The organism is Sphaerimonospora sp. CA-214678 (assembly GCF_050942215.1).
GTDB lineage: Bacteria > Actinomycetota > Actinomycetes > Streptosporangiales > Streptosporangiaceae > Sphaerimonospora.
This window is the reverse complement of record NZ_CP192056.1, coordinates 4,847,647-4,870,500: the sequence shown is the minus strand read 5'-3', so window position 1 is coordinate 4,870,500 and position 22,854 is coordinate 4,847,647. Positions and strand designations below refer to the sequence as shown.

At 68.6% G+C, this 22,854-nt stretch carries 26 protein-coding genes, 1 tRNA gene and 1 pseudogene; 7 read left to right on the top strand and 21 right to left on the bottom strand.

The annotated features are described in order from the left end of the window. Window positions 1–329: 329 nt before the first annotated feature. Entirely contained in the window at window positions 330–1,523 is a 1,194-nt protein-coding gene (locus ACQP1K_RS21845; RefSeq protein WP_433497565.1) for an McrC family protein, read from the bottom strand. After that, window positions 1,520–3,577 carry an AAA family ATPase gene (locus ACQP1K_RS21840; protein WP_433497564.1) on the bottom strand — a complete coding sequence of 686 codons (2,058 nt, stop codon included), beginning with the start codon at window positions 3,575–3,577 and terminating at the stop codon, window positions 1,520–1,522. The genes ACQP1K_RS21845 and ACQP1K_RS21840 overlap by 4 nt, the downstream gene beginning before the upstream one ends. Before the next feature lie 5 nt (window positions 3,578–3,582). On the opposite strand from ACQP1K_RS21840, the gene ACQP1K_RS21835 reads away from it, so the two are divergent. Continuing rightward, the gene (locus ACQP1K_RS21835) at window positions 3,583–4,659 is read left to right on the top strand and encodes a hypothetical protein (RefSeq protein WP_433497563.1); all 1,077 of its coding nucleotides are present in this window, start codon (window positions 3,583–3,585) and stop codon (window positions 4,657–4,659) included. Between the two features lie 180 nt (window positions 4,660–4,839). Here the strand turns inward: ACQP1K_RS21835 and ACQP1K_RS21830 are convergent, their stop codons facing one another. The 3 genes from ACQP1K_RS21830 to ACQP1K_RS21820 form a co-directional block, all read right to left on the bottom strand. Further along, window positions 4,840–5,097, bottom strand: a complete 258-nt coding sequence (locus tag ACQP1K_RS21830) for a hypothetical protein (protein WP_433497562.1) — start codon at window positions 5,095–5,097, stop codon at window positions 4,840–4,842. Beyond that, window positions 5,094–5,393, bottom strand: coding sequence for a DUF6247 family protein (locus tag ACQP1K_RS21825; RefSeq protein WP_433497561.1), 300 nt, complete (start codon window positions 5,391–5,393; stop codon window positions 5,094–5,096). The genes ACQP1K_RS21830 and ACQP1K_RS21825 overlap by 4 nt, the downstream gene beginning before the upstream one ends. Window positions 5,394–5,493: 100 nt before the next feature. Next, window positions 5,494–5,919 carry an ATP-binding protein gene (locus ACQP1K_RS21820; protein ID WP_433497560.1) on the bottom strand — a complete coding sequence of 142 codons (426 nt, stop codon included), beginning with the start codon at window positions 5,917–5,919 and terminating at the stop codon, window positions 5,494–5,496. 415 nt (window positions 5,920–6,334) lie between these two features. Here ACQP1K_RS21820 and ACQP1K_RS21815 point away from each other — a divergent pair, with 415 nt between their 5' ends. Continuing rightward, the gene (locus ACQP1K_RS21815) at window positions 6,335–7,915 is read left to right on the top strand and encodes a hypothetical protein (RefSeq protein ID WP_433497559.1); all 1,581 of its coding nucleotides are present in this window, start codon (window positions 6,335–6,337) and stop codon (window positions 7,913–7,915) included. Between the two features lie 125 nt (window positions 7,916–8,040). Here the strand turns inward: ACQP1K_RS21815 and ACQP1K_RS21810 are convergent, their stop codons facing one another. The 4 genes from ACQP1K_RS21810 to ACQP1K_RS21795 form a co-directional block, all read right to left on the bottom strand. Next, window positions 8,041–8,469 (bottom strand): hypothetical protein, encoded by a 429-nt coding sequence (locus tag ACQP1K_RS21810; RefSeq protein ID WP_433497558.1) that lies wholly within the window; start codon window positions 8,467–8,469, stop codon window positions 8,041–8,043. Next, complete coding sequence (locus ACQP1K_RS21805; RefSeq protein ID WP_433497557.1) at window positions 8,466–8,807, bottom strand: hypothetical protein; 342 nt, start codon at window positions 8,805–8,807, stop codon at window positions 8,466–8,468. The genes ACQP1K_RS21810 and ACQP1K_RS21805 overlap by 4 nt, the downstream gene beginning before the upstream one ends. A 348-nt stretch (window positions 8,808–9,155) precedes the next feature. Continuing rightward, window positions 9,156–9,383 (bottom strand): hypothetical protein, encoded by a 228-nt coding sequence (locus ACQP1K_RS21800; RefSeq protein WP_433497556.1) that lies wholly within the window; start codon window positions 9,381–9,383, stop codon window positions 9,156–9,158. 59 nt (window positions 9,384–9,442) lie between these two features. After that, window positions 9,443–9,598 (bottom strand): hypothetical protein, encoded by a 156-nt coding sequence (locus ACQP1K_RS21795; RefSeq protein ID WP_433497555.1) that lies wholly within the window; start codon window positions 9,596–9,598, stop codon window positions 9,443–9,445. A gap of 228 nt (window positions 9,599–9,826) precedes the next feature. On the opposite strand from ACQP1K_RS21795, the gene ACQP1K_RS21790 reads away from it, so the two are divergent. Continuing rightward, the gene (locus ACQP1K_RS21790; protein ID WP_433497554.1) at window positions 9,827–10,651 is read left to right on the top strand and encodes an SDR family oxidoreductase; all 825 of its coding nucleotides are present in this window, start codon (window positions 9,827–9,829) and stop codon (window positions 10,649–10,651) included. A gap of 77 nt (window positions 10,652–10,728) precedes the next feature. On the opposite strand, the gene ACQP1K_RS21785 is transcribed toward ACQP1K_RS21790, so the two are convergent. The 4 genes from ACQP1K_RS21785 to ACQP1K_RS21770 all read right to left on the bottom strand — a co-directional run bounded on the left by ACQP1K_RS21785 (window position 10,729) and on the right by ACQP1K_RS21770 (window position 12,948). Next, window positions 10,729–11,319, bottom strand: a complete 591-nt coding sequence (locus tag ACQP1K_RS21785; RefSeq protein WP_433497553.1) for a Dps family protein — start codon at window positions 11,317–11,319, stop codon at window positions 10,729–10,731. A gap of 256 nt (window positions 11,320–11,575) precedes the next feature. Next, the gene (locus ACQP1K_RS21780) at window positions 11,576–11,947 is read right to left on the bottom strand and encodes a hypothetical protein (RefSeq protein ID WP_433497552.1); all 372 of its coding nucleotides are present in this window, start codon (window positions 11,945–11,947) and stop codon (window positions 11,576–11,578) included. A 9-nt stretch (window positions 11,948–11,956) separates the two neighbouring features. Further along, window positions 11,957–12,325 (bottom strand): roadblock/LC7 domain-containing protein, encoded by a 369-nt coding sequence (locus ACQP1K_RS21775; RefSeq protein ID WP_433497551.1) that lies wholly within the window; start codon window positions 12,323–12,325, stop codon window positions 11,957–11,959. Between the two features lie 44 nt (window positions 12,326–12,369). Beyond that, complete coding sequence (locus ACQP1K_RS21770; protein WP_433497550.1) at window positions 12,370–12,948, bottom strand: hypothetical protein; 579 nt, start codon at window positions 12,946–12,948, stop codon at window positions 12,370–12,372. A gap of 219 nt (window positions 12,949–13,167) precedes the next feature. On the opposite strand from ACQP1K_RS21770, the gene ACQP1K_RS21765 reads away from it, so the two are divergent. Beyond that, window positions 13,168–13,665: a DUF523 domain-containing protein gene (locus ACQP1K_RS21765; protein WP_433497549.1), complete on the top strand. Its 498-nt coding sequence runs from the start codon at window positions 13,168–13,170 to the stop codon at window positions 13,663–13,665. Between the two features lie 90 nt (window positions 13,666–13,755). Here the strand turns inward: ACQP1K_RS21765 and ACQP1K_RS21760 are convergent, their stop codons facing one another. Further along, entirely contained in the window at window positions 13,756–14,970 is a 1,215-nt protein-coding gene (locus tag ACQP1K_RS21760) for a DUF4032 domain-containing protein (RefSeq protein ID WP_433497548.1), read from the bottom strand. Between the two features lie 69 nt (window positions 14,971–15,039). Here ACQP1K_RS21760 and ACQP1K_RS21755 point away from each other — a divergent pair, with 69 nt between their 5' ends. After that, window positions 15,040–15,297, top strand: coding sequence for a 4a-hydroxytetrahydrobiopterin dehydratase (locus ACQP1K_RS21755; protein ID WP_433497547.1), 258 nt, complete (start codon window positions 15,040–15,042; stop codon window positions 15,295–15,297). 31 nt (window positions 15,298–15,328) lie between these two features. On the opposite strand, the gene ACQP1K_RS21750 is transcribed toward ACQP1K_RS21755, so the two are convergent. Then, complete coding sequence (locus tag ACQP1K_RS21750; protein WP_433497546.1) at window positions 15,329–16,171, bottom strand: spermidine synthase; 843 nt, start codon at window positions 16,169–16,171, stop codon at window positions 15,329–15,331. Between the two features lie 33 nt (window positions 16,172–16,204). Between ACQP1K_RS21750 and ACQP1K_RS21745 the strand changes: the two genes are divergently transcribed. Together ACQP1K_RS21745 and lat are read left to right on the top strand one after the other, a co-directional pair. Then, window positions 16,205–17,869 carry a penicillin-binding transpeptidase domain-containing protein gene (locus ACQP1K_RS21745; RefSeq protein WP_433497545.1) on the top strand — a complete coding sequence of 555 codons (1,665 nt, stop codon included), beginning with the start codon at window positions 16,205–16,207 and terminating at the stop codon, window positions 17,867–17,869. Window positions 17,870–18,044: 175 nt separating this feature from the next. After that, complete coding sequence (gene lat / locus ACQP1K_RS21740; protein WP_433497544.1) at window positions 18,045–19,325, top strand: L-lysine 6-transaminase; 1,281 nt, start codon at window positions 18,045–18,047, stop codon at window positions 19,323–19,325. A 107-nt stretch (window positions 19,326–19,432) separates the two neighbouring features. On the opposite strand, the gene ACQP1K_RS21735 is transcribed toward lat, so the two are convergent. The 6 genes and pseudogenes from ACQP1K_RS21735 to ACQP1K_RS21710 form a co-directional block, all read right to left on the bottom strand. Further along, entirely contained in the window at window positions 19,433–19,657 is a 225-nt protein-coding gene (locus tag ACQP1K_RS21735) for a helix-turn-helix domain-containing protein (RefSeq protein ID WP_433497543.1), read from the bottom strand. A gap of 166 nt (window positions 19,658–19,823) precedes the next feature. Next, window positions 19,824–20,312 (bottom strand): DUF421 domain-containing protein, encoded by a 489-nt coding sequence (locus ACQP1K_RS21730; RefSeq protein WP_433497542.1) that lies wholly within the window; start codon window positions 20,310–20,312, stop codon window positions 19,824–19,826. A 460-nt stretch (window positions 20,313–20,772) separates the two neighbouring features. Continuing rightward, window positions 20,773–20,845 (bottom strand) — tRNA-His (locus tag ACQP1K_RS21725). Between the two features lie 94 nt (window positions 20,846–20,939). After that, window positions 20,940–21,536, bottom strand: coding sequence for an oligoribonuclease (gene orn, locus ACQP1K_RS21720; RefSeq protein ID WP_433497541.1), 597 nt, complete (start codon window positions 21,534–21,536; stop codon window positions 20,940–20,942). A gap of 21 nt (window positions 21,537–21,557) precedes the next feature. Then, window positions 21,558–22,289 (bottom strand): hypothetical protein, encoded by a 732-nt coding sequence (locus ACQP1K_RS21715; RefSeq protein WP_433501680.1) that lies wholly within the window; start codon window positions 22,287–22,289, stop codon window positions 21,558–21,560. Between the two features lie 450 nt (window positions 22,290–22,739). Further along, window positions 22,740–22,838, bottom strand: a pseudogene (locus ACQP1K_RS21710) (DUF2510 domain-containing protein); the annotation flags it as partial. Window positions 22,839–22,854: the final 16 nt, after the last annotated feature.

Below are 22,854 nucleotides of genomic sequence, written 5' to 3'. Positions count from 1 at the left end.
GTCTATGTGCGTCCGCCGAGCGGGCGCGGCGGGGGAGCGTGGAGGCGGTCCTGAACTGCGAGTGGTGTCTGGACAAATACAACCACCAGGGCTGGTACGGCGAATGCTTCGTTCAGGTGCTGGCCGCTGCCGCCGGTCTCCAGGCGAGCCCGCTCAGATCCAGAAACGGCGCCTTCGAGCGACCGGACAGCTCGACCCGAATCAAGGACGGCTTGAGCTGCGACCGGAGCCTGGAGGATTCGAGGTGCTGTGAAGTGGCGGCTTGGTCTTCACATACGCGACTGAATGACCTTCCGTCGCGATTCATCGGGGGACAGAACTGCGATGGCCTATTCAACGATCGCCTTCGCGAGCTCCTCCACGCTGCCGAGCAATTGCGCAGGGGGAAGCGTCAGGTCGAGCGTGTGCCGACTGATCTCGATATCGGCTCTGCGTACGACATGCCGGTACGGCTCGGTGTTCCCCTTGACGTACACCAAGTGGCCGTGCCGTAGGCCGAGCACGGTGCAGTAGGCGAGCATCTGGTAGAGGTCACCATTGTGCCCGTCCGGGCCGGTGGAAACCTTGTACTTGGCGTCCACGACGGTGGCGGGCCGTTCGATCCCGTCCGCGCCGATGACGTAGCGGACGAGGTCGGGGCGCAGCGGTACCCGGCGGCCGTGGTCGAGATGGTGGCGCCGGTCCTGCAGGTCGCTGCGCCCGCCGTACGGCCGCATGGCCTCGGCCAGCGCGACGGTGACGAAGTCTTCGAAGACCCGCCACATCTCCAGCAGCAGGCCGTCCACCCGCACTATGGTGCCGTCGTCCAGCTCGTACGAGCGACCGCGCAGCACGAGCTCGGCGAGCCGAAGCGCGGTGTGGTAGCGGGTGTTCAGCCGGCTCGGCTGCCAGGCTGGCAGTGGCGTGCCCGGCACCAGCGGAGACACCCCCGCCAGTCGGGCTAGGGGGTTCCGCAGTGACTTCCGGGTCGCCGGGTCGAGACCGGGCAGGCGCAGCAGCCGGGCTGTGGCCGCCAGGAGCAGCCGGTTTTCCGCGATGTCCACGGTGAACTCGTCGTAGCGGATCTCGACCGGTAGCGGCAGGCCGTACCTGCGCCGGATCTGGTCCGCCTCACGCAGCCGTCCCCGCACCACCTGCGCGGACTCCTCGACCTCGCGGTAGCCCTGCAACACCCCCTGCCAGAGCGCTCGCTGGGCGGCGCGGGCGTAGGCGTACGCAAGCGCGGGCAGCAGGTCCTGATGCTCGCCGGCCTGCACCTCCTCCTGCCGCCAGCCCCGCATTGAGCGGGCATAGCCGAGCAGGAACAGCAGTCGGTCGACCGGCGTCTTCGGGGTGATCCTGATCTGGACGCTGCCGATCGTCGCCGCGCCGACGTATCCGTTGTCGCGGATGCGCCACAGCCCGGCGCGTGGGCCTGGAGCGACCTGTACGGCTTTCGCCGCAACGAGGGCGGCGGCCTGCTCGGCGGTGAGCGCGACCTCCTGCGGCGGGGCGCCCTCGACGAGAGTTATCGGGGAGGTCATGAGATCGCTCGCCGCAGCGTCTCCAGTCCGTATCGTTCGGCCACGTCGATGCCGTCGCCGTAATGGTGCTCTTCGAGCAGCGGCAGGATCTGCGTGCGCCAGACCCCTTCGAAGCCCTTCGGGTTGTCATAGATGGCCGGGCGCATCAGATACGACGGGCCGATCTTGAAGTCGTGGTCCTCGATCCGAGAGTTGAGTTCTGCCAGCAGCCGCGCGGCCTCGTCCGGGAGCCCTTCATGGGCAAGCCAGTGGTGCAGGACGTCCGAGGTGGGCTTCTCCTCGGGGTGCAGCTCGACGAAGGCGAACCGCCGCCGCATCGCCGCGTCGACCAGTGCGATCGATCGGTCAGCGGTGTTCATGGTGCCGATGACGACCAGGTTCTCCGGCAGCGTGAACGGCGCGCCGGTCTCGTCGGCCGACGAATAGAGCAGGTCGATGGCCTTCTTGCGATATTCGAGCAGGAAGTACAGCTCGCCGAAGATCTTGGCGATGTTGCCCCGGTTGATCTCGTCGATGATGAGGACGAACGGCTCCTCCGGGCGTTCCCGGGCGGCGTCCACCAGCCGCAGCAGCGGACCCGGCAGCGGCTTGAACACCACCCCTCGTCCGTCCGGTGTCTGCACCGGCCGGAAGCCCTCGAAGAAGTCCTCGTAGGAGTAGGAGGGATGGAACTGGACGAGCTTCACGTTCTGTGGCTTGGCGCCGGCCAGGTGCTCGGCGAGGTGCTGGGCGATGTACGTCTTCCCCGTGCCCGGCGGGCCGTACATGATGAGCTGCGGCCGGTCCCGGAGCAGGTCCACGCACTCCTGGAGCCAGTCCTCGTCGACGAACAGGTCGGCGGCCAGCTTCGGCGTCACGTCGGGAAGCCTGAACTCCCTCTGCGGTGCCGGCTCCGGCCCGACGAGCTTCTCCAGGTCGTCGATGAATTCGGTGAGGTCGAGCACATCGTGCTGGGTGGCCAGCTTGGCCGACATCTCGTCGGGCAGCTCGTCGAAGTCGAGCGGCGCGCCGGCGTTGAGCCAGGCGACCGGTCGCTGGAGATTCGCCCGGTTCTCCACGCTGGCTCGGAAGGCGGGCTCGCCCTGGATGCGGCCCACATAGATTTTTCCGCCGTCGTTGCAGAGCACCAGGTCGCCCTCGCGCATGCGGCTGAGGAACGCGTAGAACTCGTTGGTCTTCTTCAGCTTCTCGTTGAACGACCCGTGCGCGTAGTCCTCCTCGACCGCCCCCCGTACGGTCTCCTGGGACGAGCCGGGCGGCAGCTCGCGCAGCTTTATGGCGGGCAGCGAGCAATATCCCTCAGCGAGCCAGTCGTGCAGCAGGCTCCCGCCGTACACGCCAAGTCCGCGTACCAACCAGGCCCGCCGAACGCGTTCAGAGACGTCGGGGCCATCTGGATCATCGATCAAGAGCTGCCGCAGGTCCTCACGCGGGATCTCCCGTACAGGCGGGACTCGTCCGAGCACGACGTGCAGCCCTTCGGCTTCGAGCAGCCGTAGCCACTGCTGTCGTGATACCTCGTCTGAGTGGGCCGAGTCCGGTAGACCGCCGTCCGAGTCGAGCGCCCGGTGCCAGCCCTCGGGGCGTTCCCCCTGCAACCAGCACACCAGTCGTATCTGGTCCAGGCCCGCCTCCGCCGCGAGGTCGCTCGCGGAGACCCAGCCTCCTTCCGGTACGGCTTCCAGCAACCGCCTGGCCGTCTCGAACCCGGCGCGATGCTGGTCCCAGTACTTGTAGCCGACATGGGCGGCGGCCATGAACGACGACACGTCGGAGTGCTCACGGAGGGCGATCCGGCCGAGCGAGGTGAGCTGCCAGCGGCCCTGGGACTTGATGACCCAGCCCGATTTGACCAGCCCGCCGCTCTTGTAGCCGAGGGCGAGCTCAGGTGTGTTGCTCTCGACACCGCCAGGTTTCCACTCTTCCTCCAGGCCGGGCAACCGATCTCTGACCAGGGGCCATAGCTCGCGAGTTGCCACGCCGTCCGGATGCTCGGCCAGCACCTGGGCTGCGGTGAACAGCATCTTCCTGGTGAGCTCCGTCCGCGATGCCATGGCCAGTGGAGATTCCTTCCAATGTCAAGATCACTATATTGATCACCGTAGCGTCTTCGCTGCCGCTGTGCTCAGCGAAGGCGCGATCCTCTTCGATCATCTTGGCCTGCCTCGTGGCCAAATCATGTAGGTGCGAGCGCACGTGCTCCGGAGGTGATAAACGAGAAGACATGGTGAATCTCGGCAGGCTCGAAACCGTGCCCTTACGCTCGATTTGGCCGAACGAAGCAAAAGACTTCACTCCCTGGCTCGCCGACAATCTCGATATCCTCGGCCAGGCAGTGGGACTCGCGCTCGACTTCCGGCATCGCGAGTACGCGGTCGGCCGGTACGCCCTCGATCTTCTTCTGGAAGACGCCCAAGGGCGGGTCGTCGTGGTCGAGAACCAGCTCGAGTCGACGGATCACGGGCACCTGGGACAGCTTCTCACCTACTGCGCCGGCACCGAGGCCAAGGTCGTGATCTGGGTCGCCCAGACCGTGACCGAAGAGCATGCCGCCGCGCTGGAGTGGCTCAACGACAACACCGTCAGCGGGATCGGCTTCTTCGGCGTGGAGGTTGAGGTCCTTCGCATCGGAGACTCGGCCCCCGCACCGAACTTCAAAGTCGTGGTCAGGCCGAACGACTTCACCAAGGACACGCAGCAGAACCGTACACAGGCCACGTCGTGGACCTGGGAGGCATTCGTCGAGGAGTTGCGTGTTTCCCAGGAGAGGGTCGCCGTCGGTAGGCGCCTCCTGGAGGCGATAACCGAAGAGATCGAGAAACGCGAGCTCGCCTGGCAGCCGGTGATGCGGAAGGGGTACGCGGCCATCCAGCGCTCCGGCGGCTACAACGTGTCCGTGATCGACGTGTACTGGAACCGGGTGCCGCGGTTGGCGGTAAAACTGCCCGCACCTCCGGTCGAGCTCGGCCTCGCCAATCCCTATCCGCACCTGTCCGACGTATGGACCCCGGCCGAGCGCGAGTGGGGGTGGACCATTCCGCCCGGCACCGAGCCGCCTGACCTTGACCCACTGTTCGAGCTTGCCCTGCCGTTCCACTCCGCTGCCGGGCCGACGCAGCCTCCCCTCCCCGGCTGACCTTCCCACGGGCAACTGACGATCACAAGGGAGCAGCCTGCGGCTGAGGGCACTCAGGGCGCTGATCATCCCGGCGGCTGGTGCTGGGTGTGGGCAGAGTTTACGTGACCACTTTCAGGTTCACCTGTCCACCGCAAGTGGCGGCCTCCGGCGCCGTACCGGAGGTGGTGGAACCCGAGGTCAGCCGATCCAGAGGATGTCGATTATGCGCAAAGTCTGGGTGTCTTCGTCAAGGATGAAAGTGATCATCCCCTGGCTGTCGTCTCCGAAGAAGGCCTGTCTCACCACCGACTGGCCGGGCCGCTCCGCGACGGCGTCCCACGGGTTGCGAAGGAGTTCGATGAGTCGTTCCAACAGCGCGCCATCTCGTACTTCTTGGGGAAGACCGTTCAGCTCGTACAGGGCGCGTCCGTGGAAACCGTCGAACTTGTAGCTCACACCCGGCCTTCCCACTCCGGAGGGGTGTAGCGGGTGAACATCTCGGCTCGCTGCTGGAGCGCGTCCTGGACGGCCTCCTCGTAGCCCTGGCGAGCGTAAGCGATTGCTCGCAGTCGCCACTGACGCAGAAGCGTCTGCACCTGCTTGAAGCGGGCCAAGTCGTGGGCGGCGTTCAATGCCTCCTCGTACTCCGCCCGGAACTGGGCACGGCTCGACGGCGGAAGCGCCTCGAAGATCGCGGCCGGGTCCTCGCCGGGATCATGAAGTCCAGAAGATTCCAGAGGCTGAGCGGTCATACCGACCAATCTATCTGCCGTACGTGGGAAGCCTTGCCGATGTCGCTGAGAACGGCAGCAGCAGGTAGGGCAATGCGCACGCGGGGCTCCCGTCCGCTCATCACCGAGGAGCATGCTGGTCTGGGCACACCAATGTGGCCCAGACCAGGTGTCCGACGTCGTCGGATCCCTCGTAGCCGATGCTGTCCGCCAGGGCGGTGACAACGGCCAGGCCACGGCCACGCTGGGATGTGCTGCGGAAGGGCATGCCGAATCGGGGGACGCCGCCCCAGCCGCAGTCGTAGACCCCGATACGGACGCTGTCCTGGGCCCGGGTGACTTCGACGATGAAGGTGCCGCCCGCCCTGCCGCTGCCGGTATGCCGGACGGCGTTGCCTGCGAGTTCCGTGACAATCAGCGCGGCGTCTTCTCGGCACCACGCGTCAGCCAGAAGGAACCGGACGAACTGGCGAGTATGTGGGATCTGGTCGAGTGCGCCCGTGAAAGTACGCCGCCAGATCAGCCAGCCGGGTGGCATGTCGATCATCGCGCGTACGTGTACGGGAGGCACTTGGACTGGGGTGGCGAGGGAAAGGTCCGGGTCTCGCTGCGGCGGTATGAATGCGGAAGGGGGTTGTTCGGTGACGGTGTCGATGAGACGGGACAGATAGGGCATGGGATTCCTCAACGGGGATGGGGCGGCGTCCGAGATGCTCAACCTCGGAGTGTTTCGAACAGGCGACTGTCCTCCTGCAAGCAGAACTGTGCCTCGGCGCCTCTGATCAGCGAATCCCCATCTCCGGCGCATCGATTACCCGCGTCGAGACCACTCTGAGCTGGGCGAATGCCCTCTTACAGCGTGTCCACATCCCGGGACCGGTGCCGTTGCTCCCGCTGGCTGTAATGGAGCGTAACCGGCGATGTACGATCCGTAAGTAATCGCAGGTGACGGAGGTGTGCTGATGTCCGGTGAGGGGTACCGCGTGCTGCTTCGGGCACGCGCCCGTAGTGCGGAACTCCGCACGAAGGGCTTCACCTGGGACCAGATCGCCGACGTGCTCGCGCTCGATCACGACGTAAGCCCGCCGAGACTGTACCGGCTCGCCCACGGCCGTACCGCTGCCGAAGTCGTCGGCCTGGTCAACGACCTCGACCCGGCGGGCACGGCCTCGTTGCGGGAGGCCCGGCTGTACGACTTCGAGGCGTGGCCGGACGGTGGACGCAGGCCGCCCGCCCGGTGCCTCGTCACCTTGGCCCGGGTCTACCAGACCCATGCGGCGAGGCTGGTCGCCGACGAAACTCGGATGTCCTACGACGTCAAGGACCGTGAGCTGCTCGACGCCACCGACCTACGTCATCTGGACGAGAACCGGTCCCCGGCACCCTGCCCGGATGGCGGGCGACGTGTCAGCATGGAGGCGAGTGCGGGTGCCCCGCTCGCCGAGTCGGTTGTGGACACGTCGGCGTGCGTGGAACTCTTGCGTGCCATCGGCATCGAGGAGGCCGACGTGAGGCGACGTGAGCTGCTGTTCGAGCTGGCCCTTGCGTTCGGAGGGACTCAGGCGCTGCGCCTGTTGCGCGTACTCGGCCCAGAAGAGGAGCAGCGCCTCGGCCAAGTCGTGCGATCGGCGAGTCGGGTTGATGCGCAGACGGTGGCGACCTTCGAGAAGCTGACCGCGTACGCGCGAGAACTGGACGACGGCCATGGCCCCGCCGCCGTGCTGCCTGCCGTGAACGGGCAGCGGAACGCGTTGGCTCAGATCCTGGTCCGCGGTTCGATGCCGCAGGCGTTGCGTGGTCGCCTGCTCGCGGCGTACGGACAGTTGTCGCAACTGACCGGGTACCTTTCCTACGATCTGCTCGACGTCGCGGCCGCTCAGCGGGCGTTGAATGAGGGATTACGTGCGGCGCTGGACCTCGGAGACCCGACACTGATCGGCTATCTGCACTGCTGGCTGGGGAGCATGGCCGCTTACCAGCAACGCGCGGCCCTTGCCCTGGATCACGCGTTCGCGGCTCGCGGCTGGGTCGCCAGATCGCCGAGCCGGCTGCTTCGCGCCATGAACGAGTCTGTGCTGTCCGACGCCTATGCGGCTGCCGGGGACGCGACCGCGAGCGCCCGTGCGCACGACAACGCACTCCGGCTGGCCGGAGACCCGAGGGGTGACGGAGACCCCGCCTTCCTGTACTGGATCTCACCGTCGATGCTGGACTCCAAGGCGGCCATGTCGCTGGTCCGTCTACGGCGGTCCGGTGCGGCGGTCGCTGCTGCACAGCGGACTCTCACCGGGCTCGATCCTCGCTTCAAGGTCGATCGTGGATTCGCCCTCGCGCAGTACGCCACCGCGCTGACTCTCGCCCGGGAGATCCCCGAAGCCACCGCGCGTCTGTCCGAGGCGGCCGACATCGCCGCACAGCACACCTCGGCCCGCCTCGCGCATCAGATCGGGCAGGCTCGGGCCGGCCTGCAATCATGGGCGGGTAGCACGTACGTCGGTCGGCTTGACAAGACCCTGCAGACCCGCGGTCTGCTGAGTACGTGAAGGTCGATTTGTCGCCGCACTCCGGCTTGACGCGCACGTGTACGTTGCCCTCTTCACCTGCGCCGGAAGAGGTGGGAAAGAGTGCGAGGGGGCAGGCGCGTTGGATCGCTGAGGACCGGGCCTCGTTACAGGTCGGGGTCGGCGATCTCGATCGTGAACAGGTGGTCGTCCAGGGATCGCGACGCCTCGTTCCACCGGGTGGCGTCGAAGGTCAGGATGGGGCACACCGAGACGTCGGCGAATGCCGCGGTGTGCGCCTCGCAGACGTCCAGGCCAGTGGCGACGGCCACCAAGGCGAGGTTCTCGGCCTGTTCCGCGTCCTTAAGGGGCGCGACCACGACGTGTTCCATGGTGGCCAGGCCGTGCATGGCGTCGGCGGCTTCCTCGCTGCGTGCCTCGATGAGTGTCGAGGTGATCGCCAGCGCGGACACGACCATGGGCCGGCCGTCAGCGTCGTAACTCTGTATGAGGCCGATGGTGCCGGCCTCGCCGCGGGCGAGTTCGTGCAGGACGGTGGTGTCGAGGATGAGGGGTGTCGGGGTGTGGTCGCTCACGCGCTGTCGCGCTCCTGCTCGAAACGGCGGATCTGCTCGTCGATGTGGGCGCGCATCCTGGAAATTCGGGCGTTGCAGGTGGGGTCGGCTGCGGCCTCGGCCGCCTTGGCGTTCCACCAGCGGCGCGCGCGCCGGTCGCGCTGGACCCGCTCTTCGAGTGCGTCGTTGAGTACGGCGGAGACGGATGGGGCTTTGCCGGTCTCGACGAGGCGTTCGGCGTAGGCGGCCAGGTGGGGGTCTACGGTAATCGTGATCCGCGCCTTCTTCTCACTGATACCGGAATCATACTTATGGAGTGCCGACCGGTCAGGAGAATGGCGCGAGCCGTAGTGGCGCACGGCTCGCCTACCGTAGTGCGAGGACTGAAGGACGACGTGGGCGGCCATGGCCGCTCTGTCGGATCACCCAGAGCGAGGTCCGGGCGGATCCGGCACAGGCGCGATGAGGCGAATGCGCTCGAATTCTTCCTGGCGAGCACGGCCGCGTCCGGAGACCAGGTCGTAGACAAGGCGGGGGTCCGGGTCTTCGTAAAGCCGGAGGCGGCGGCGAGCCTCGAGGACAAGGTTCTCGACGTAGGGCCCGACGCCAGGACCGGCGGCGGAACTTCCGAGACGGCGCGGGAACGGCACGACGGCATTGTGGGAGGCGGCCCCTCCGGGGACTTCCCTTCGGGGCCGCCTTCGGCTTCACCGTTGCCAGGCCGGCTCCGACTGCCGGTCGTAGTGTTCGTAGGCCGTGGCCAGGCCGTGGCACACCTCGGCGGTGGTCTCGAACAGCGCCTGCGCCTTCGGCTCGTCGATCTTCAGTACGTCCTCCCGGGCGTGCTCGGCCACCTCGGTCAGCATGTCGTGCAGCCGGGCCGTGTGGCGGCGCGGGTCGTTCTCCGGGTAGGCCGCCGCGTCATGCTCGGTCATGGTGATCCCTCCCTGGACGTTGCCGAAGACGTCAGGCGGTGTTCGTCAGGGGGTCGCGCTCATACCGCGGTTTCCGCCGCCGAGTGAATGTTGTCGGCGGCCTGCTCCGGACTGATGTGCGCGGCCTCCGCCGCCAGTCGCAGGTCCTGCCGGGTGATGTTGGCCGGGTTACCGTGGTCGTCGTCGGGCTCACCGCAGCCGCAGCTCAGACACATCCTCAATCGCTCCTTCCGGTCGGCACGCCTCCGATGTACCCGGCGTACGGCAGCGAAACGGCAACGCGGAGGGCAGGAGACGGCAGCGTGGACCGCCGCACGCTCTTCTTCTCCCCGCCCATGTCCCGGGCCTTACCCGGCGCCCGGACCAACATGCCCGGGTCCGCCGAATGGAACCCTTTCGCCAGGGAACGAGGCTGTTGCGACGGCTGTGGAAGGGGGCGTTCCATGAGCAGCACCGCCGCGCCGGTGGCGCGCTCCGACTACGACCGGGTGGCGATCGTGACCGGTGCGGACTCGGGGATCGGAAAGGCGACCGCGGTGGCCCTCGCGGCCCAGGGTTTCGGCGTCGGCATCACCTATCACTGCGATGAGGACGGTGCGCGGGACACCGCCGCGCAGGTGAGCGCGGCCGGGCAGCGTGCGGCCGTACGACGGCACGACCTCACCGATCCGGTGGTCGCGGCCGGGGTGATCGACGAGCTCGCCGAGGAACTGGGCGGGCTCGGGGTGCTGGTGAACAACGCGGGCACGGGTACGGCCGAGCCGCTGCTGGAGATCGGCTACGACCGATGGCGGTCCGTGCTCGCCGTCGACCTGGATGGCCCGTTCCTGTGCTCGCAACGAGCGGCCCGCAGGATGATCGAGCGCGGGGCGGGCGGGCGGATCGTCAACGTGACCAGCGTCCACGAGGAATACCCCCGGCTCGGGGCCGGGCCGTACTGCGCGGCCAAGGGCGGCCTGCGCCTGCTGAGCCGTACGTTCGCGCTGGAGCTGGCCAGGTACGGCGTCACGGTCAACGCGGTCGCGCCCGGGGAGATCGCCACGCCGATGACCGGCCAGGAGGACCGGCCGCCGAGGCCGGGCAGCCGTCCGGGATATCCGCTGGGACGTCCGGGCGACGCCCGCGAGGTGGCCGCGGCCATCGTCTTCCTCGCCGGTCCCGCCTCCTCCTACATCACCGGTGCGACGCTCTTCGTGGACGGCGGGCTCGTGATGATGGGCCCGCAGGCGGCCGGCGACATCGAACGGGACATCTGGTCCTCGGATTGACGCCGGCAACCGGATTCGCGCGGCGACGGCCGGGGGCGGACCCGGACGCGGATCCACCCCCGGCCGATCGATCTCGCTCAGGCGTGTACGAGCGGGGTGTCCACGAGGTGCTCGGCGAGGAACCACGCCTGGAGCTCCCCGGTGCGGATGACGTCGGAGACGAGCAGGTCGTTGGTCCCGTCGTCGCCCTTCTCCGCGGTTCTGGCGGCGGCGTCGTGCGCGGCGACCAGGATCGTCTCGTGGGCCTCGAGGAGCCGGGACAGCATGGCGGGCACCTCCTCCACGCCGTCCGGCGGACGGGGGATCACGGTCATCTCCGCCACCTGCCGCGGATCGCCGACCGCGACGCCGCCGAGGGTCTGGATCCGCTCCGCGATCTCATCGATGATCTTGATCTGCTCGCTCGCGTGCTTGTCGAGGAGCTGGTGGAGTTGGTAGAAGGTCGGGCCTCGCATCAGCCAGTGGTGCTTCTTGTAGAGGCTGTAGAGGATCTGGGTGTCGGCCAAGATCTGGTTGAGCTGCTGGCACGAGTAGTCTCTCGTCTCCCGGCTCATGCCGACCGGAAAGTCGCGTACGGTCCCGAATGCCTGGATCTCGACTCCCTGCTGGTGCAGCCACGGCTGGCTCTCGCCGCGCTGCTGGGCGTGGGCGGAAGGTTTGACAGCCAAGGCGTCTCTCCTCACTTCGGGGACGGATGATAAGAGTGTTTCACTCCATATGTCAGTAAGACCTCTGCTAACTGCCCAGTTAAAGCCGTTTATCACCCAATGGGGGATCGATCTCTGGTCAAATCGGGGTGATCGGCGGCGGCTGACACGTGACCGCGGCCGCGGCCGATCAGGACCTTGTGCCCGGTCGGGCGGACCCGGGTCGCGATCGGATCGACGCGGATCGTGCCCGGCCGGCCTGCGCCGATCCCGGTGGTCAGACCTCCAGCCGCGCCTCGATCGCACGAAGCCGGTGGCGGGCCATCGCCAGGTTGGCCCGGCCGCGGTCGAGGGCCAGATAGAGGAACAGTCCGTTGCCGCTCCGGCCGGTCATCGGGCGGAGCAGGTGATATTGGGTGCTGAGCGTGATGAGGATGTCCTCGATCCCCTCCTTGAGCTGCAGTGCCTCGATCGCGCGCAGCTTGGCCTTCACCACCTCGGTGTTGGCCGCCGCCGCGATCTGGAGATCGAGCTGTTTCGAGCCGCCGAGCGTGCCCAGGGCCATGCCGCTGCCGTAGTCGACCACGGCGGCGCCGAGCGCACCGTCGATGGCGAGCATTTCCTTGAGCGAGATGTCCATGTTCGGCATGTTCTTCTCCTATTGGTGGTCGATGATGGCGGCGAGTTTGGCCGCCGTCTTGCGGCCCTCGATCCGGAGCAGGCCGAGGTTGGCCCCCGGCCCGGCGAGAACGGTGAGGACGAGCCTGTGGCCGGCGGCGTAGCAGGCGGTGTGGCCCCGGCTGCCGGAGATGAGGGTCTCCTCGAAATCGCCGACCCCGGCGAGCTCGGTCATCCGGCGGCTCAGCGAGAGCAGCGCGGAGGTGAGGGCGGCCGTCTGCTCGGTCTCGGCGGCCAGATCCGTCGTCACGAGCATGCCGTCCACTGTGCAGGCGAGCACGCCGGTGATCTCTGGTGCGCGGCTCCTGAGCAGGACGAGCTCCTCGTGCACGTCACGGCGCAGATCCATCGGGACAGCCTTTCCGGTTCGCTTCTTCAACCAGGTGCGCACGATCACGGCAGCGCCTCCAGCGCGGCGCGCAGCCTGATGAGCAGCCTCACGTCGGCGGGTACCTCTCCCGCCGTCTCGTCCGGGGCCCCGCCCGAGATCGGGGACGCGATCTCGGGCGAGGCTCCGGACGTGATCCCGGCCGGCGGCCGGCGCGGCGGAGGCCGCGGGACGCGCCGCGGCAGTGCCGGGCCGGTCTCGACCTCGTCCGGCAGGCGGTCGTGCATCCGGTGGGCGAGCGTTTTCAGCCGCCGCCGGGCCAAGGCGAGGTTGGCGCGTTCCAGGTCGAGGCGCAGGCAGAGCAGCAGCGGCCCGTCCTTCGCCATCTCCACGGGCCGGATGAGGTGGTAGCTCGTCTCGGTCGTGATGATGGCGTCCTCGATCCGGTCGGTCCGACCGGCGGACGCCAGGGCGATCCCGTCGAGCATCGCCCGGAACGCCTCCGTCATCCCGGCCGCCGCCCGTATCGGGTCCGGTGTGCCCTCCACCGCCACCGGAGTACCGCTGGCGTGGTGCACGAGAACCGCGTGCAGGGCACCCGGGATGGACATCGCCTCCGACAGGCAGTCCTCGGTCCGGATCACCGGCAACTCCTCGCAAGTCCGCCGATTCAGCCCGGCCAACATTAGAGGAGCACGCGGAGATGACCCGATGACCTGATATGGGATCAGATAGACCCTTTATTCACGAAGAGTAAGGATTATTGATCCGGGAATAGTAATTCATCTTCCTGAATTATTTTCATATTTCTGCCGTCGCCGGGTCGTGCCGGGCATGGGCGGCAGGCGTACAGAATGGGAGACATGGAACGGATCCTGGTCAGCGCGTGCCTGCTCGGCAGCCGGGTGCGATACGACGGAGGAGCCAAGACCAGCGACGACGAGACGCTCGCCAGATGGCGGGCGGAGGGGCGGCTTGTCCCGTTCTGCCCCGAGGTCCAGGGCGGGCTGCCCGTTCCCCGGCCGCCCGCCGAGATCGAGGGCGGCGCCGGCGGCGCGGCCGTACTGGCGGGCGCCGCCCGCATCCGCACCCCGGACGGCGGCGACGTGACCGACGCCTTCCTGCTGGGCGCCCGGCGGGCCCTGGCAGCCGCCACGTCGTCCGGGGCGAGGCTGGCGATCCTCAAGGAGGGCAGCCCGTCGTGCGGGTCCCTGCGGATCTACGACGGCGCCTTCGGCGGCCGGACGACGCCCGGCCGGGGGGTGACCACGGCACTGCTGGAAGGCAGCGGCATCCGGGTCTTCGGCGAGGACCGCATCCCGGAGGCGGCCGCCTACCTGGCCCGCCTCCTCGACGGCTGATCAGACGGCCGATCAGAGCCGATCAGAGCCGATCAGAGCCGATCAGACCGATCAGAGCCGATCAGGGTTGACCAGACGCCGATCAGGGGGCTAGTCAGAGGTCGTGATGACGGCGTTCTCGTCGGGCTTGAACACCAGGACGTTGTCCACGTAGGACCGTACCGCCGCCGTCACGCCGACATCATGGCCCGCCGCCTCCGACATGAACCAGCGGTGGTCGAGCACCTCGTGGAAGATCTGGGCGGGCTCCAGCTTGCGCCGCAGCTCGGCGGGGACAGCGCTGACCACCGGCTGGAACACCTCGGCGAGCCAGCGGTGCGCCACGATGGCCTCGTCCTCGTGGCGCAGGCCGTTCGACACCCGGTAGGAGTCGAGGTCGTTGAGCAGCCGCCTCGCCTGGTTCTCCTCGACGTCGAGCCCGGTCAGCCGCAGCAGCCTGCGCTGGTGGTGCCCGGAGTCCACCACCTTCGGGCGTACGATCAGGCGCGAGGTGCCGGCCTTGCGGCGCACCATCATCTCGGCGACGTCGAAGCCGAGCGAGTTCAGCCGGCGGATCCGCTGGTCCACCCGGTGCCAGTCGACCTCGTCGATGATCTCGTCCTGGGTCAGCTCGGCCCACAGCCGTTCGTACCGCTCGACGAGCTGGTCGGCGAAGGTCAGCGGGTCGATGGTCGGGTGCAGCAGCCCGCCCGCCTCCAGATCCAGCATCTCGCCGTAGATGTTGACGTGTGCGACCTCGATGTCGTGCGTCCGCTGGCCCTCGCTGATGGCCGGATGGAGCTCGCCGGTCTCGGCGTCGACCAGGTAGGCGGCGAACGCCCCGGCGTCCCGCCGGAACAGCGTGTTGGACAGCGAGCAGTCGCCCCAGTAGAAGCCGGTCAGGTGAAGCCGTACGAGCAGGACGACCAGCGCGTCCAGCAGGCGGGTCAGCGTGTCGGGCCGTACCGTGCCGGACAGCACGGCCCGGTAGGGGAGGGAGAACTGCAGGTGCCGCGTGATCAGCGCGGAGTCCAGCGCTGAGCCGTCGGCGGCGGTCCGCCCGGTCACCACCGCCACCGGCTCGACCGACGGGGCGTCGTGGCGGGCCAGGTCCCACAGCAGGCGGTACTCCCGCTTGGCGTACCGCTCGCTGATCTCCTTGATCGCGTAGACCCGTCCGCTCAGCCTGGCGAAGCGCACGACGTGCCGGGAGATGCCGCGCGGCAACGTCACCAGGTGGTGCTCCGGCCACTCCTCCAGCGGGAGATCCCACGGGAGGCGGATCAGATCGGGATCACCGGGGGCGCCGGTCATCTGCAGGGGCATCGCTTGCTCCGTTTTCTGTTGGGGAGTGACGGGTTGGCAGGCTTTCCTGGTTCATGGTCTCGTGGGGATATGAACGACGTTTCCGACTGGCGGCGGGATGGCGACACCATCCGCAGGACCGTGGTCGCCCCCGACTTCCGTACGGCCATCGCGATCGTGAACGACATCGCGGAGCAGGCCGAGGCGATGAACCACCATCCCGACATCGACATCCGCTGGCGCACCCTGCACCTGGCGCTGACCACGCACGACGCCGGGGGCCTCACCGAGCTCGACTACGAGCTCGCCGCCCGCATCGACGCCATCGTCGCCGGCCATCAGGTCTGACCGGGTCCGCCGCCATCGGGCCCGGCCGGATCTAGTCGAACAGGTCGGGCGGCGGCACGGGGGTGAGCACGGCGTCGCCGTCGCGGATGGGGTGGGCGCCCGCGATCAGCCGGGTCAGGTCCTCGCCGGACACGCATCTGGCCGGTACGCCGCCGCCGGCGGCCCTCCTCGTGATCGGGCCGATGGGCAGCTCGGCGGGGGAGGCGGCCACGATCAGGTTGCCGAACCGGCGGCCCCGGAAGATGCCCGGCTCGGCCAGCAGCGCGACGTGCCGGAAGGCACCGCCGATCGTGGCCACGACCCGCTTGACGAAGGCGAGGCCCTTGCCGTCGGCCACGTTGACCAGCAGGGTCCCGTCCGGGCGCAGGATGCGGGCGACCTCCGCCATGAACTGCGCGGTGGCGAGCTCCACCGGCATCGTCGCGCCGGAGAACGCGTCCAGCACGAACAGGTCGGCGAAGTCGTCCGGGAGCCCGCCGGCGGCGCTGCGGCCGTCCAGGACGCGTACCTTCAGCCTGGGGACCGACTTGAGCCGGAGCTGTTCGCGGACGAGCTGCACCAGCCCGGCGTCCGGCTCCACCACAAGGTGCCGAGAACCCGGCCGCTTCGCCGAGATGTAGCGGGGGAGCGTGCAGGCGCCGCCGCCGATGTGGACGGCGTCGAGGGGCCGCTCGGGCAGGCAGTCGATCACTTCGGCCATCAACTGGACGTAGGTGAAGTCGAGGTATGTCGGATCGCTCAGATCCACGTACGACTGCGGGATGCCGTCCATGGTGAGCAGCCAGCCGTCCGGCCGATCGAGGTCACGCAGGAGCTCGACCTCCCCGAAGGTCACGGGATAGCGGCCCGAAAGGGGTTCTTTTTCCCTTGCCACCCCATATCTCCTCTCACGTGATATGAGAACCGTATGCGGAACCGGGCCCTGCTCGCCCTGATCACGGTCGCGGCCACCATTTTCGTCTCCGGAGTGGTGGGACTGATCGTGTCCGGCGGGCAGAACTCCACGGCCACCCAGTCTCCGGCGGGGCCTGCCGCCCCGGCCGACGAGTCCCCGCCGACGCTGGAGCTGCTGACCGAGCCCGACGGCTCACCCCGGGAGACCGCCGACGACTACCTCGAGGCGTGGTCGCGTGGCGACTTCGAGGCGATGCGCGAGATGGTGGACGATCCGCCCGGCGACTTCCTCGCCCGGCACCGGGATTTCGAGGACGCCGTGCTGTCGCCGGCACGTTTCACACCCGAGACGGCCGTGACGACCGGCGGCGACACCGCGACGAGCGGCGACGACACCGCGGAGGTTCCCTTCACGCAGGAACGCGCGGTGCCGGGCTACGGCACCTGGACGATCCGGTCCACGCTGCACCTCGCCGTACGGGACCTCGCGTGGAAGGTCGTCTGGACGCCCGCCGTCGTGCACCCGGATCTCGCCGACGGCGGGCAGATCGTACGGGTCACCACCCCGGCGCCGCCGCAGGGACCGGTGACGCGCGAGGGGCGGCCCTTCCCGAAGGACAGCTGGGCCGGTGACTACCTCACCCGCCTGTCGTCCGTCGTCTCCGGGGGCGCCGGTCTTCCCACCGAGGGGACGGACGCGGCCTGGGCGATCCGGTTGGAGAACCCCGGGCAGCCGGCCAGGCCGCTGATCGAGCACAGGCCCAGGCCGCCGAAGCAGTTCAAGACCACGGTCGAGTGGGCCACCCAGGCGGCGGCGGCGCGGGCGCTCGACGAGGTCGGGCATCCGGCCGCCCTGGTCGCGGTGCGGCCGTCCACGGGGGAGATCCTCGCGGTCGCCGACCGTCTGGGCGGCACCACGCCGCGGGGGGCGTTCGAGCACAAGTACGCCCCGGGGTCGACGTTCAAGACGATCACGGCCGCCGCCCTGTTGAACACCGGACTCACCCCGGACACGGCGGTGGAGTGCCCGGCGGCCTACCAGATCCCGAACCACCGCCTGATCCCCAACTACCACGACGAGGACCACGGGACGGTGACGCTGCGGCAGGCGTACGCGCTGTCGTGCAACACCACGTTCGCCCGGCTGACGATCGAGCGGCTGAACGCGGACGCGCTGGTCGAGCAGGCACGACTGTTCGGATTCGGGGTGCCGATCGACACCGGCATCGGTGGCACCTGCGGCAGCCTGAGCCATCCCGAGAACCCCGACTTCCTGGCCGAGGACTCCTTCGGCCAGGGCACCGTCGAGGCGACCCCGCTCTGCATGGCGCTTGTGGCGGCCGCGGTGCGCAGCGGGGAGTGGCGTCCGCCGCGGCTGGTCGACACCCCGGAGCCGGCCGCGGCCCGGCTGGAGGCCGTGCCGCTCCAGCAGGGCGTGGCCGATGGGCTGCGCACGATGATGAGCGCGGTGGTGACCGAGGGGACCGCGGCGGGCGACGGCCTGCCGGAGGGGACCGCCGGCAAGACCGGTACGGCCGAGGACTGGCAGGGCGGCCCCGACCACGCCTGGTTCATCGGATATCGCGGGGACGTCGCCTTCGCCGTGTTCGTCGAGCACGGCGGCACCGGCGCGGGCGCCGCCGCCCCCATCGCCGCCCGCTTCCTCCGGGCGCTGTAGTCCCGGTCGCCTCCCGGGCCCCGCCCGGCCGTGCCGTACGGCAGGCCGACGCCGTCGGCTCCTTCCCTCCCGGTATGAAAAATGTTCGCCAGAAGCCACATATAGCTCGAAACTCTTCACAATTAACCCGGTATGTGAGGGAATAGTGTTGTCAGCGGCGAACTGTGGAGGTGGCATGGATCCCCGTGCTGTGCATGGCGCACTCTCACGGCATCTGCTGGTCGACGGTTACCGGCTCGTGCTCGATCTGGACAGGAGTGAGGGCTCCTGGCTGGTCGACGCCCGAGACGGCAGGCGATATCTGGACTTCTACACCTTTTTCGCGTCGTCGCCGCTCGGCATGAACCCCTTCGCGGACGACCCGGAGTTCCTGGAGTCACTCGGCCGGGTGGCCGCGAACAAGCCGGCGAACTCCGACCTCTACACCGTGGAACTGGCCGAGTTCGTGACGGCGTTCCAGCGGGTGCTCGGCGATCCCGAGCTGCCGCACCTGTTCTTCGTCGAGGGCGGCGCGCTGGCCGTCGAGAACGCGCTCAAGTGCGCCTTCGACTGGAAGAGCCGCTGGAACGAGGCCCACGGCCGGCACCCCGGGCTCGGCACCAGGGTGCTGCACCTGACCAGGGCCTTCCACGGCCGCAGCGGCTACACGCTTTCGCTCACCAACACCGACCCCGTGAAGACCGACCGGTTCCCCAAGCTCGGCTGGCCCCGGATCGACGTCCCCGCGATCCATCTCGGGGATGTCGAACGGGCGGAGGAACGCGCGCTGGCGCAGGCCAGGGAGGCGTTCGCGCGATTCCGTCACGACATCGCCTGCTTCATCGCCGAGCCGATCCAGGGCGAGGGCGGCGACAACCACATGCGCCCCGAGTTCCTCCAGGCGATGCAGGTGCTCTGTCATGAGAACGATGCCCTGTTCGTTCTCGACGAGGTCCAGACCGGGGTCGGCCTGACCGGCACGCCCTGGGCGTACCAGCAGCTCGGCCTGGCTCCCGACATCGTCGCCTTCGCCAAGAAGGTGCAGGTCGGCGGCATCATGGCGGGGCGCAGGGTCGACCTGGTGCCCGACAACGTCTTCACGGTCAGCGGCCGGATCAACTCCACCTGGGGCGGCGGCCTGGTCGACATGGTGCGCTCCCGCCGGATGCTGGAGATCATCGAGCGGGACGGGCTGATCCCGAGGGCGGCCATCCTGGGGGAGAAGCTGCTCGGCGCGCTCCAGGGGCTGGAGGCCGACGGCCTCGTCGCCAACGCGCGGGGACGCGGGCTGATGTGCGCCTTCGACGTGCCCGATCCCGCCAAGCTGGTCGCCCGGCTCCGTGAGGAGGAGAACATCCTCGTCCTGACGTGCGGCGAGCGGTCCGTACGGCTGCGCCCCGCGCTGTCCGTCCAGCCCGAGGAACTGGAGCACGGCCTGGCGGGTCTGCGTCAGGCGCTCAGCCGCGACCCCGGCTGAGCCGATGCCGGGCGCTCGGCCCGGGCCCGCCCGACGGCACGGCCTCACCCCTGGACGGCACCGAGCGCGGGCATCGGGGCGTTCCCGGGCGGTGCGGGGTCACGTCTTCATGTGTCGGCGTCCTCGGCCGCCTCCAGCCAGCGGCCGATCGCGGTGACCCGCGACTCGACGCCGAGCTTGGCGTAGATGCGGTTGACGTGGTTCTTCACGGTCTTCTCGCTGAGGAAGAGGCGCTGGGCGATCTCGCCGTTGGAGTGACCGGTGGCGATCAACTCCATGACTTCGGCTTCCCGCTTGCTGAGCCCCATTCCGGTACGGTCGTCGACTCTCATCAGGCCTCCGTCGAAGAGGACAAAGATCGCCTCCCCCCGCGGCGGTTGACAGCGAGCATAACCCCCAATCACCAACTTTGGGGACAATGGGGCCTGACTAACTTGCGTAAGATCGCCAGGACCGACCGCCGGGGCCGGCTCGGCATTGCCGGCCCGGAAAGAGATACTACGCCTGCCCCGCCTCGTCCCGCTTGTGCACGCTCACCCGCCCGTCGGGTTCCAGCACCACGTCCAGCTCGCTCAGCTCCTCCGTTCCCTGCTCACGCAGGTGGGCCATCAACTCGTCCTCGGTGATGAGTTCGCGCCGGAGGTTGCGCCGGTCGGGCCGGCCGTTCCTGACGAGGACGCGTGGCGGGGGCTTCACGATCCGGGCGACCGCGGGCCAGCGGAAGGCGGCGGCGTCCAGCACGATCGACCAGCCGACGATCGTCGCCACGAGGAGAAGTCCGTCGGAGATCGAGTGATACTCGCCGGCCATCGCGTTCTGGGCGGCGTCGGCGATGATGACGATCACGATCAGGTTGGTGGTGCTGAAAGAGCCGACCTCGCGCCGGGGAGTGAAGCGAAGCATGAAGAAGATCGCCAGGTAGACGACGGTGCCCCGGATGAAGATCTCCAGCACCGGTGTCCCCGGAAGGAAGACGTCGTTCCACATCTCCCTCCCCTTCCCTGAGGGTGGTGCCCCTTCCCTGAGGGCGGCGTTCAAGCCGGGGAAGATCGTCGTGACGTCACCGATCTTCGGGTGCGGGCTCCGCGGCCTCCACCTCGAAGGTCACATATCCCTTGCCTTCGCAGTCCTTGCACCGTTCTTCGACACCAGCGGTCCCGGCCCGGCCGTTCGCGATCGCCATCCGGTAGATGACGATGCGTCCGGGTCCATGACAACCGGGGCATATCGCATTGTGTTGCCTGTTCGGCATGGGGTGGCCGCTCCCTGAGTGTTGGGCACGAGCAGGGGATCGAACACCAGGTTAACGGCGGAACCATCGAGGTCGCGACCGAACGTGACCGATGCGTGACCTATTGTGCTCTGTGTGTGGTCGCGTCCCGATCCCGGGTCCTGGGGACAGAAAAGGCGATGGCCGATCCCATCGGGACCGGCCATCGCCGCACCGGGTGAGTGATGGGACTTGAACCCACGACATCCAGGACCACAACCTGGCGCTCTGCCAGCTGAGCTACACCCACCATGCCCGCCCTGAGGCGTACGACAGAAAGTGTAGCGGCATTTTGGAGTCGGCGTGTCCACCGGTCGTCCGGCGACCGGGAGTCCCCGGGCCGGTCAGGAGGCGGAGACGGACTCGGCGACCTCCCTGGCGGTGGCCGAGTCCGGCCCCGGCTGGGGCACGAAGACGGCCGCGCGGTAGTAACGCAGCTCCCGGATGCTCTCCACGATGTCGGCCAGGGCCCGGTGCCCCCCCTGCTTCTCCGGCGCGGCGAAGTAGACCCTGGGGTACCACCGCCGGGCGAGCTCCTTGACCGAGGAGACGTCGATCATCCGGTAGTGCAGGAACGCGTCCACCAGCGGCATGTCGCGTGCCAGGAACGCGCGGTCGGTCGCGATCGAGTTGCCGCACAGCGGCGCCTTCTTGGGCTCGGCCACGTGGGAACGGAGGTAGTCGAGCACCAGGGACTCGGCCTCCGCGAGCGTCACCCCGGCCGCCAGCGCGCGCAGCAGGTCCGAGGCCGTGTGCATCTCCCGCACCACCTCGGACATCTGCTCAAGCGTTTCGGCCGGGGGTTTGATGACGACGTCGACGCCCCCGTCCAACTGGTTCAGCTCGCCGTCGGTGACGACACAGGCCACCTCGATAAGCGCGTCACGGCCGAGGTCGAGCCCGGTCATCTCACAGTCGATCCAGACCAGCGGGTCAGTCATGACTCAAGAGTAGTCGGGCGTTCACCTGGCTTCGAGCGAGTCCAGCACCCGCTTGTACACCGACTGGTCCAGATTGTCGGGAATGGACAGGTAAAGCAGGGCGGGTCGCTGCCCGTCGCCCTGATCGACCAGGACGAACGCCGCCTTCTCGGTCTTCCAGCTCAGCGAGTTGGCCGCGGAGACCTGGGAGAAGTCCAGCTCGAACTCGAGCACCCAGGCCTGACGGTCGCCCACCTTCGCCGCCTCGTTGCGCACGATCTTCCGCGCGTGCGGCAGCGGATAGAAGACCGGCTCGTAGACCGACAGGAGGGCCCCGGCGAGACCCTCCAGGTTCGCCCGGCCGTCGTGGGGGAAGATCTGGGGGAGGCGGCCGGTGTAGATCGAGGCCATCCAGTCACTGTTCTGGCCGTCGTAGTTCTGCTGCGACATGGCCAGGCACGCGCTCGTCCACAGCGGGCGGTTGGGATCTCGCGGCTCGTTGGTCTCGGCCGCCTTGGGCACGATCCAGGACTCGCCGGGATAGACGTAGGAGAGTCCGGTGTCGGGATCGCTGATCCGTCCCCCGGAGGGCTGGGGCAGCTCGGGGAGCGGGGGCGCCGGCGTCGGCTCGGCCGACGGGGGAACGGCCTCGTCCAGGTGGGATGTGGGCACGGGACGCGGCCCTGAGGCCGCCGACTCGGCGCGGTTGTTGACGAGGAACACCACACCGCCGATGACGAGCGCGAGCGCGACCGCGAGGGCGACGCCGCCCATGACCCATGGCCATGGTGAGGACCGCTGTGGCGGGGGACCGAAGTCCGGCACCGGAAGCTGTGCGGTCTGCCCCAGACTGCCCCATTGTGGAAGGTCGCGGGTCTGCTGCCCCGATGGCTGCGGTCCGAGTGGCGCCTGCCGGTGGGATTGGGACGGCGCGCCCTGATCCGGCCACCGACGGCCCTGCCCGGGTTGTGCGGGCGGCGCGGGTTGTGCGGGTTGTGCGGGCGGCGCGGGTTGTGCGGGTTGTGCGGGCGGCGACGGCTGTTCCGGTGGCACGGCATGTTCCGATTGCGGGGGCACCCCGGCGTACGGCGCCTGCGCCGCCGGGAGGGGATCGCCCGGTCGCCCGGGATATCCCAGATGGGCCGTGTGGCCGGCCTCCCGGTGGGCGGACTGGGCGGGTTCACCCGATCGGGCCGGTTGACCTGGCCCGCCTGGTTGCTGCGTCCTGGCATGCGTGGCGTCGGTCCACTGCGTGCCGTCCCACCAACGGAGGTCGGGGGAGCCGTACGGGTCGGGGTACCAGCCGGCGGGGGTCGTCGTCATGCGGGCCACACTAGTG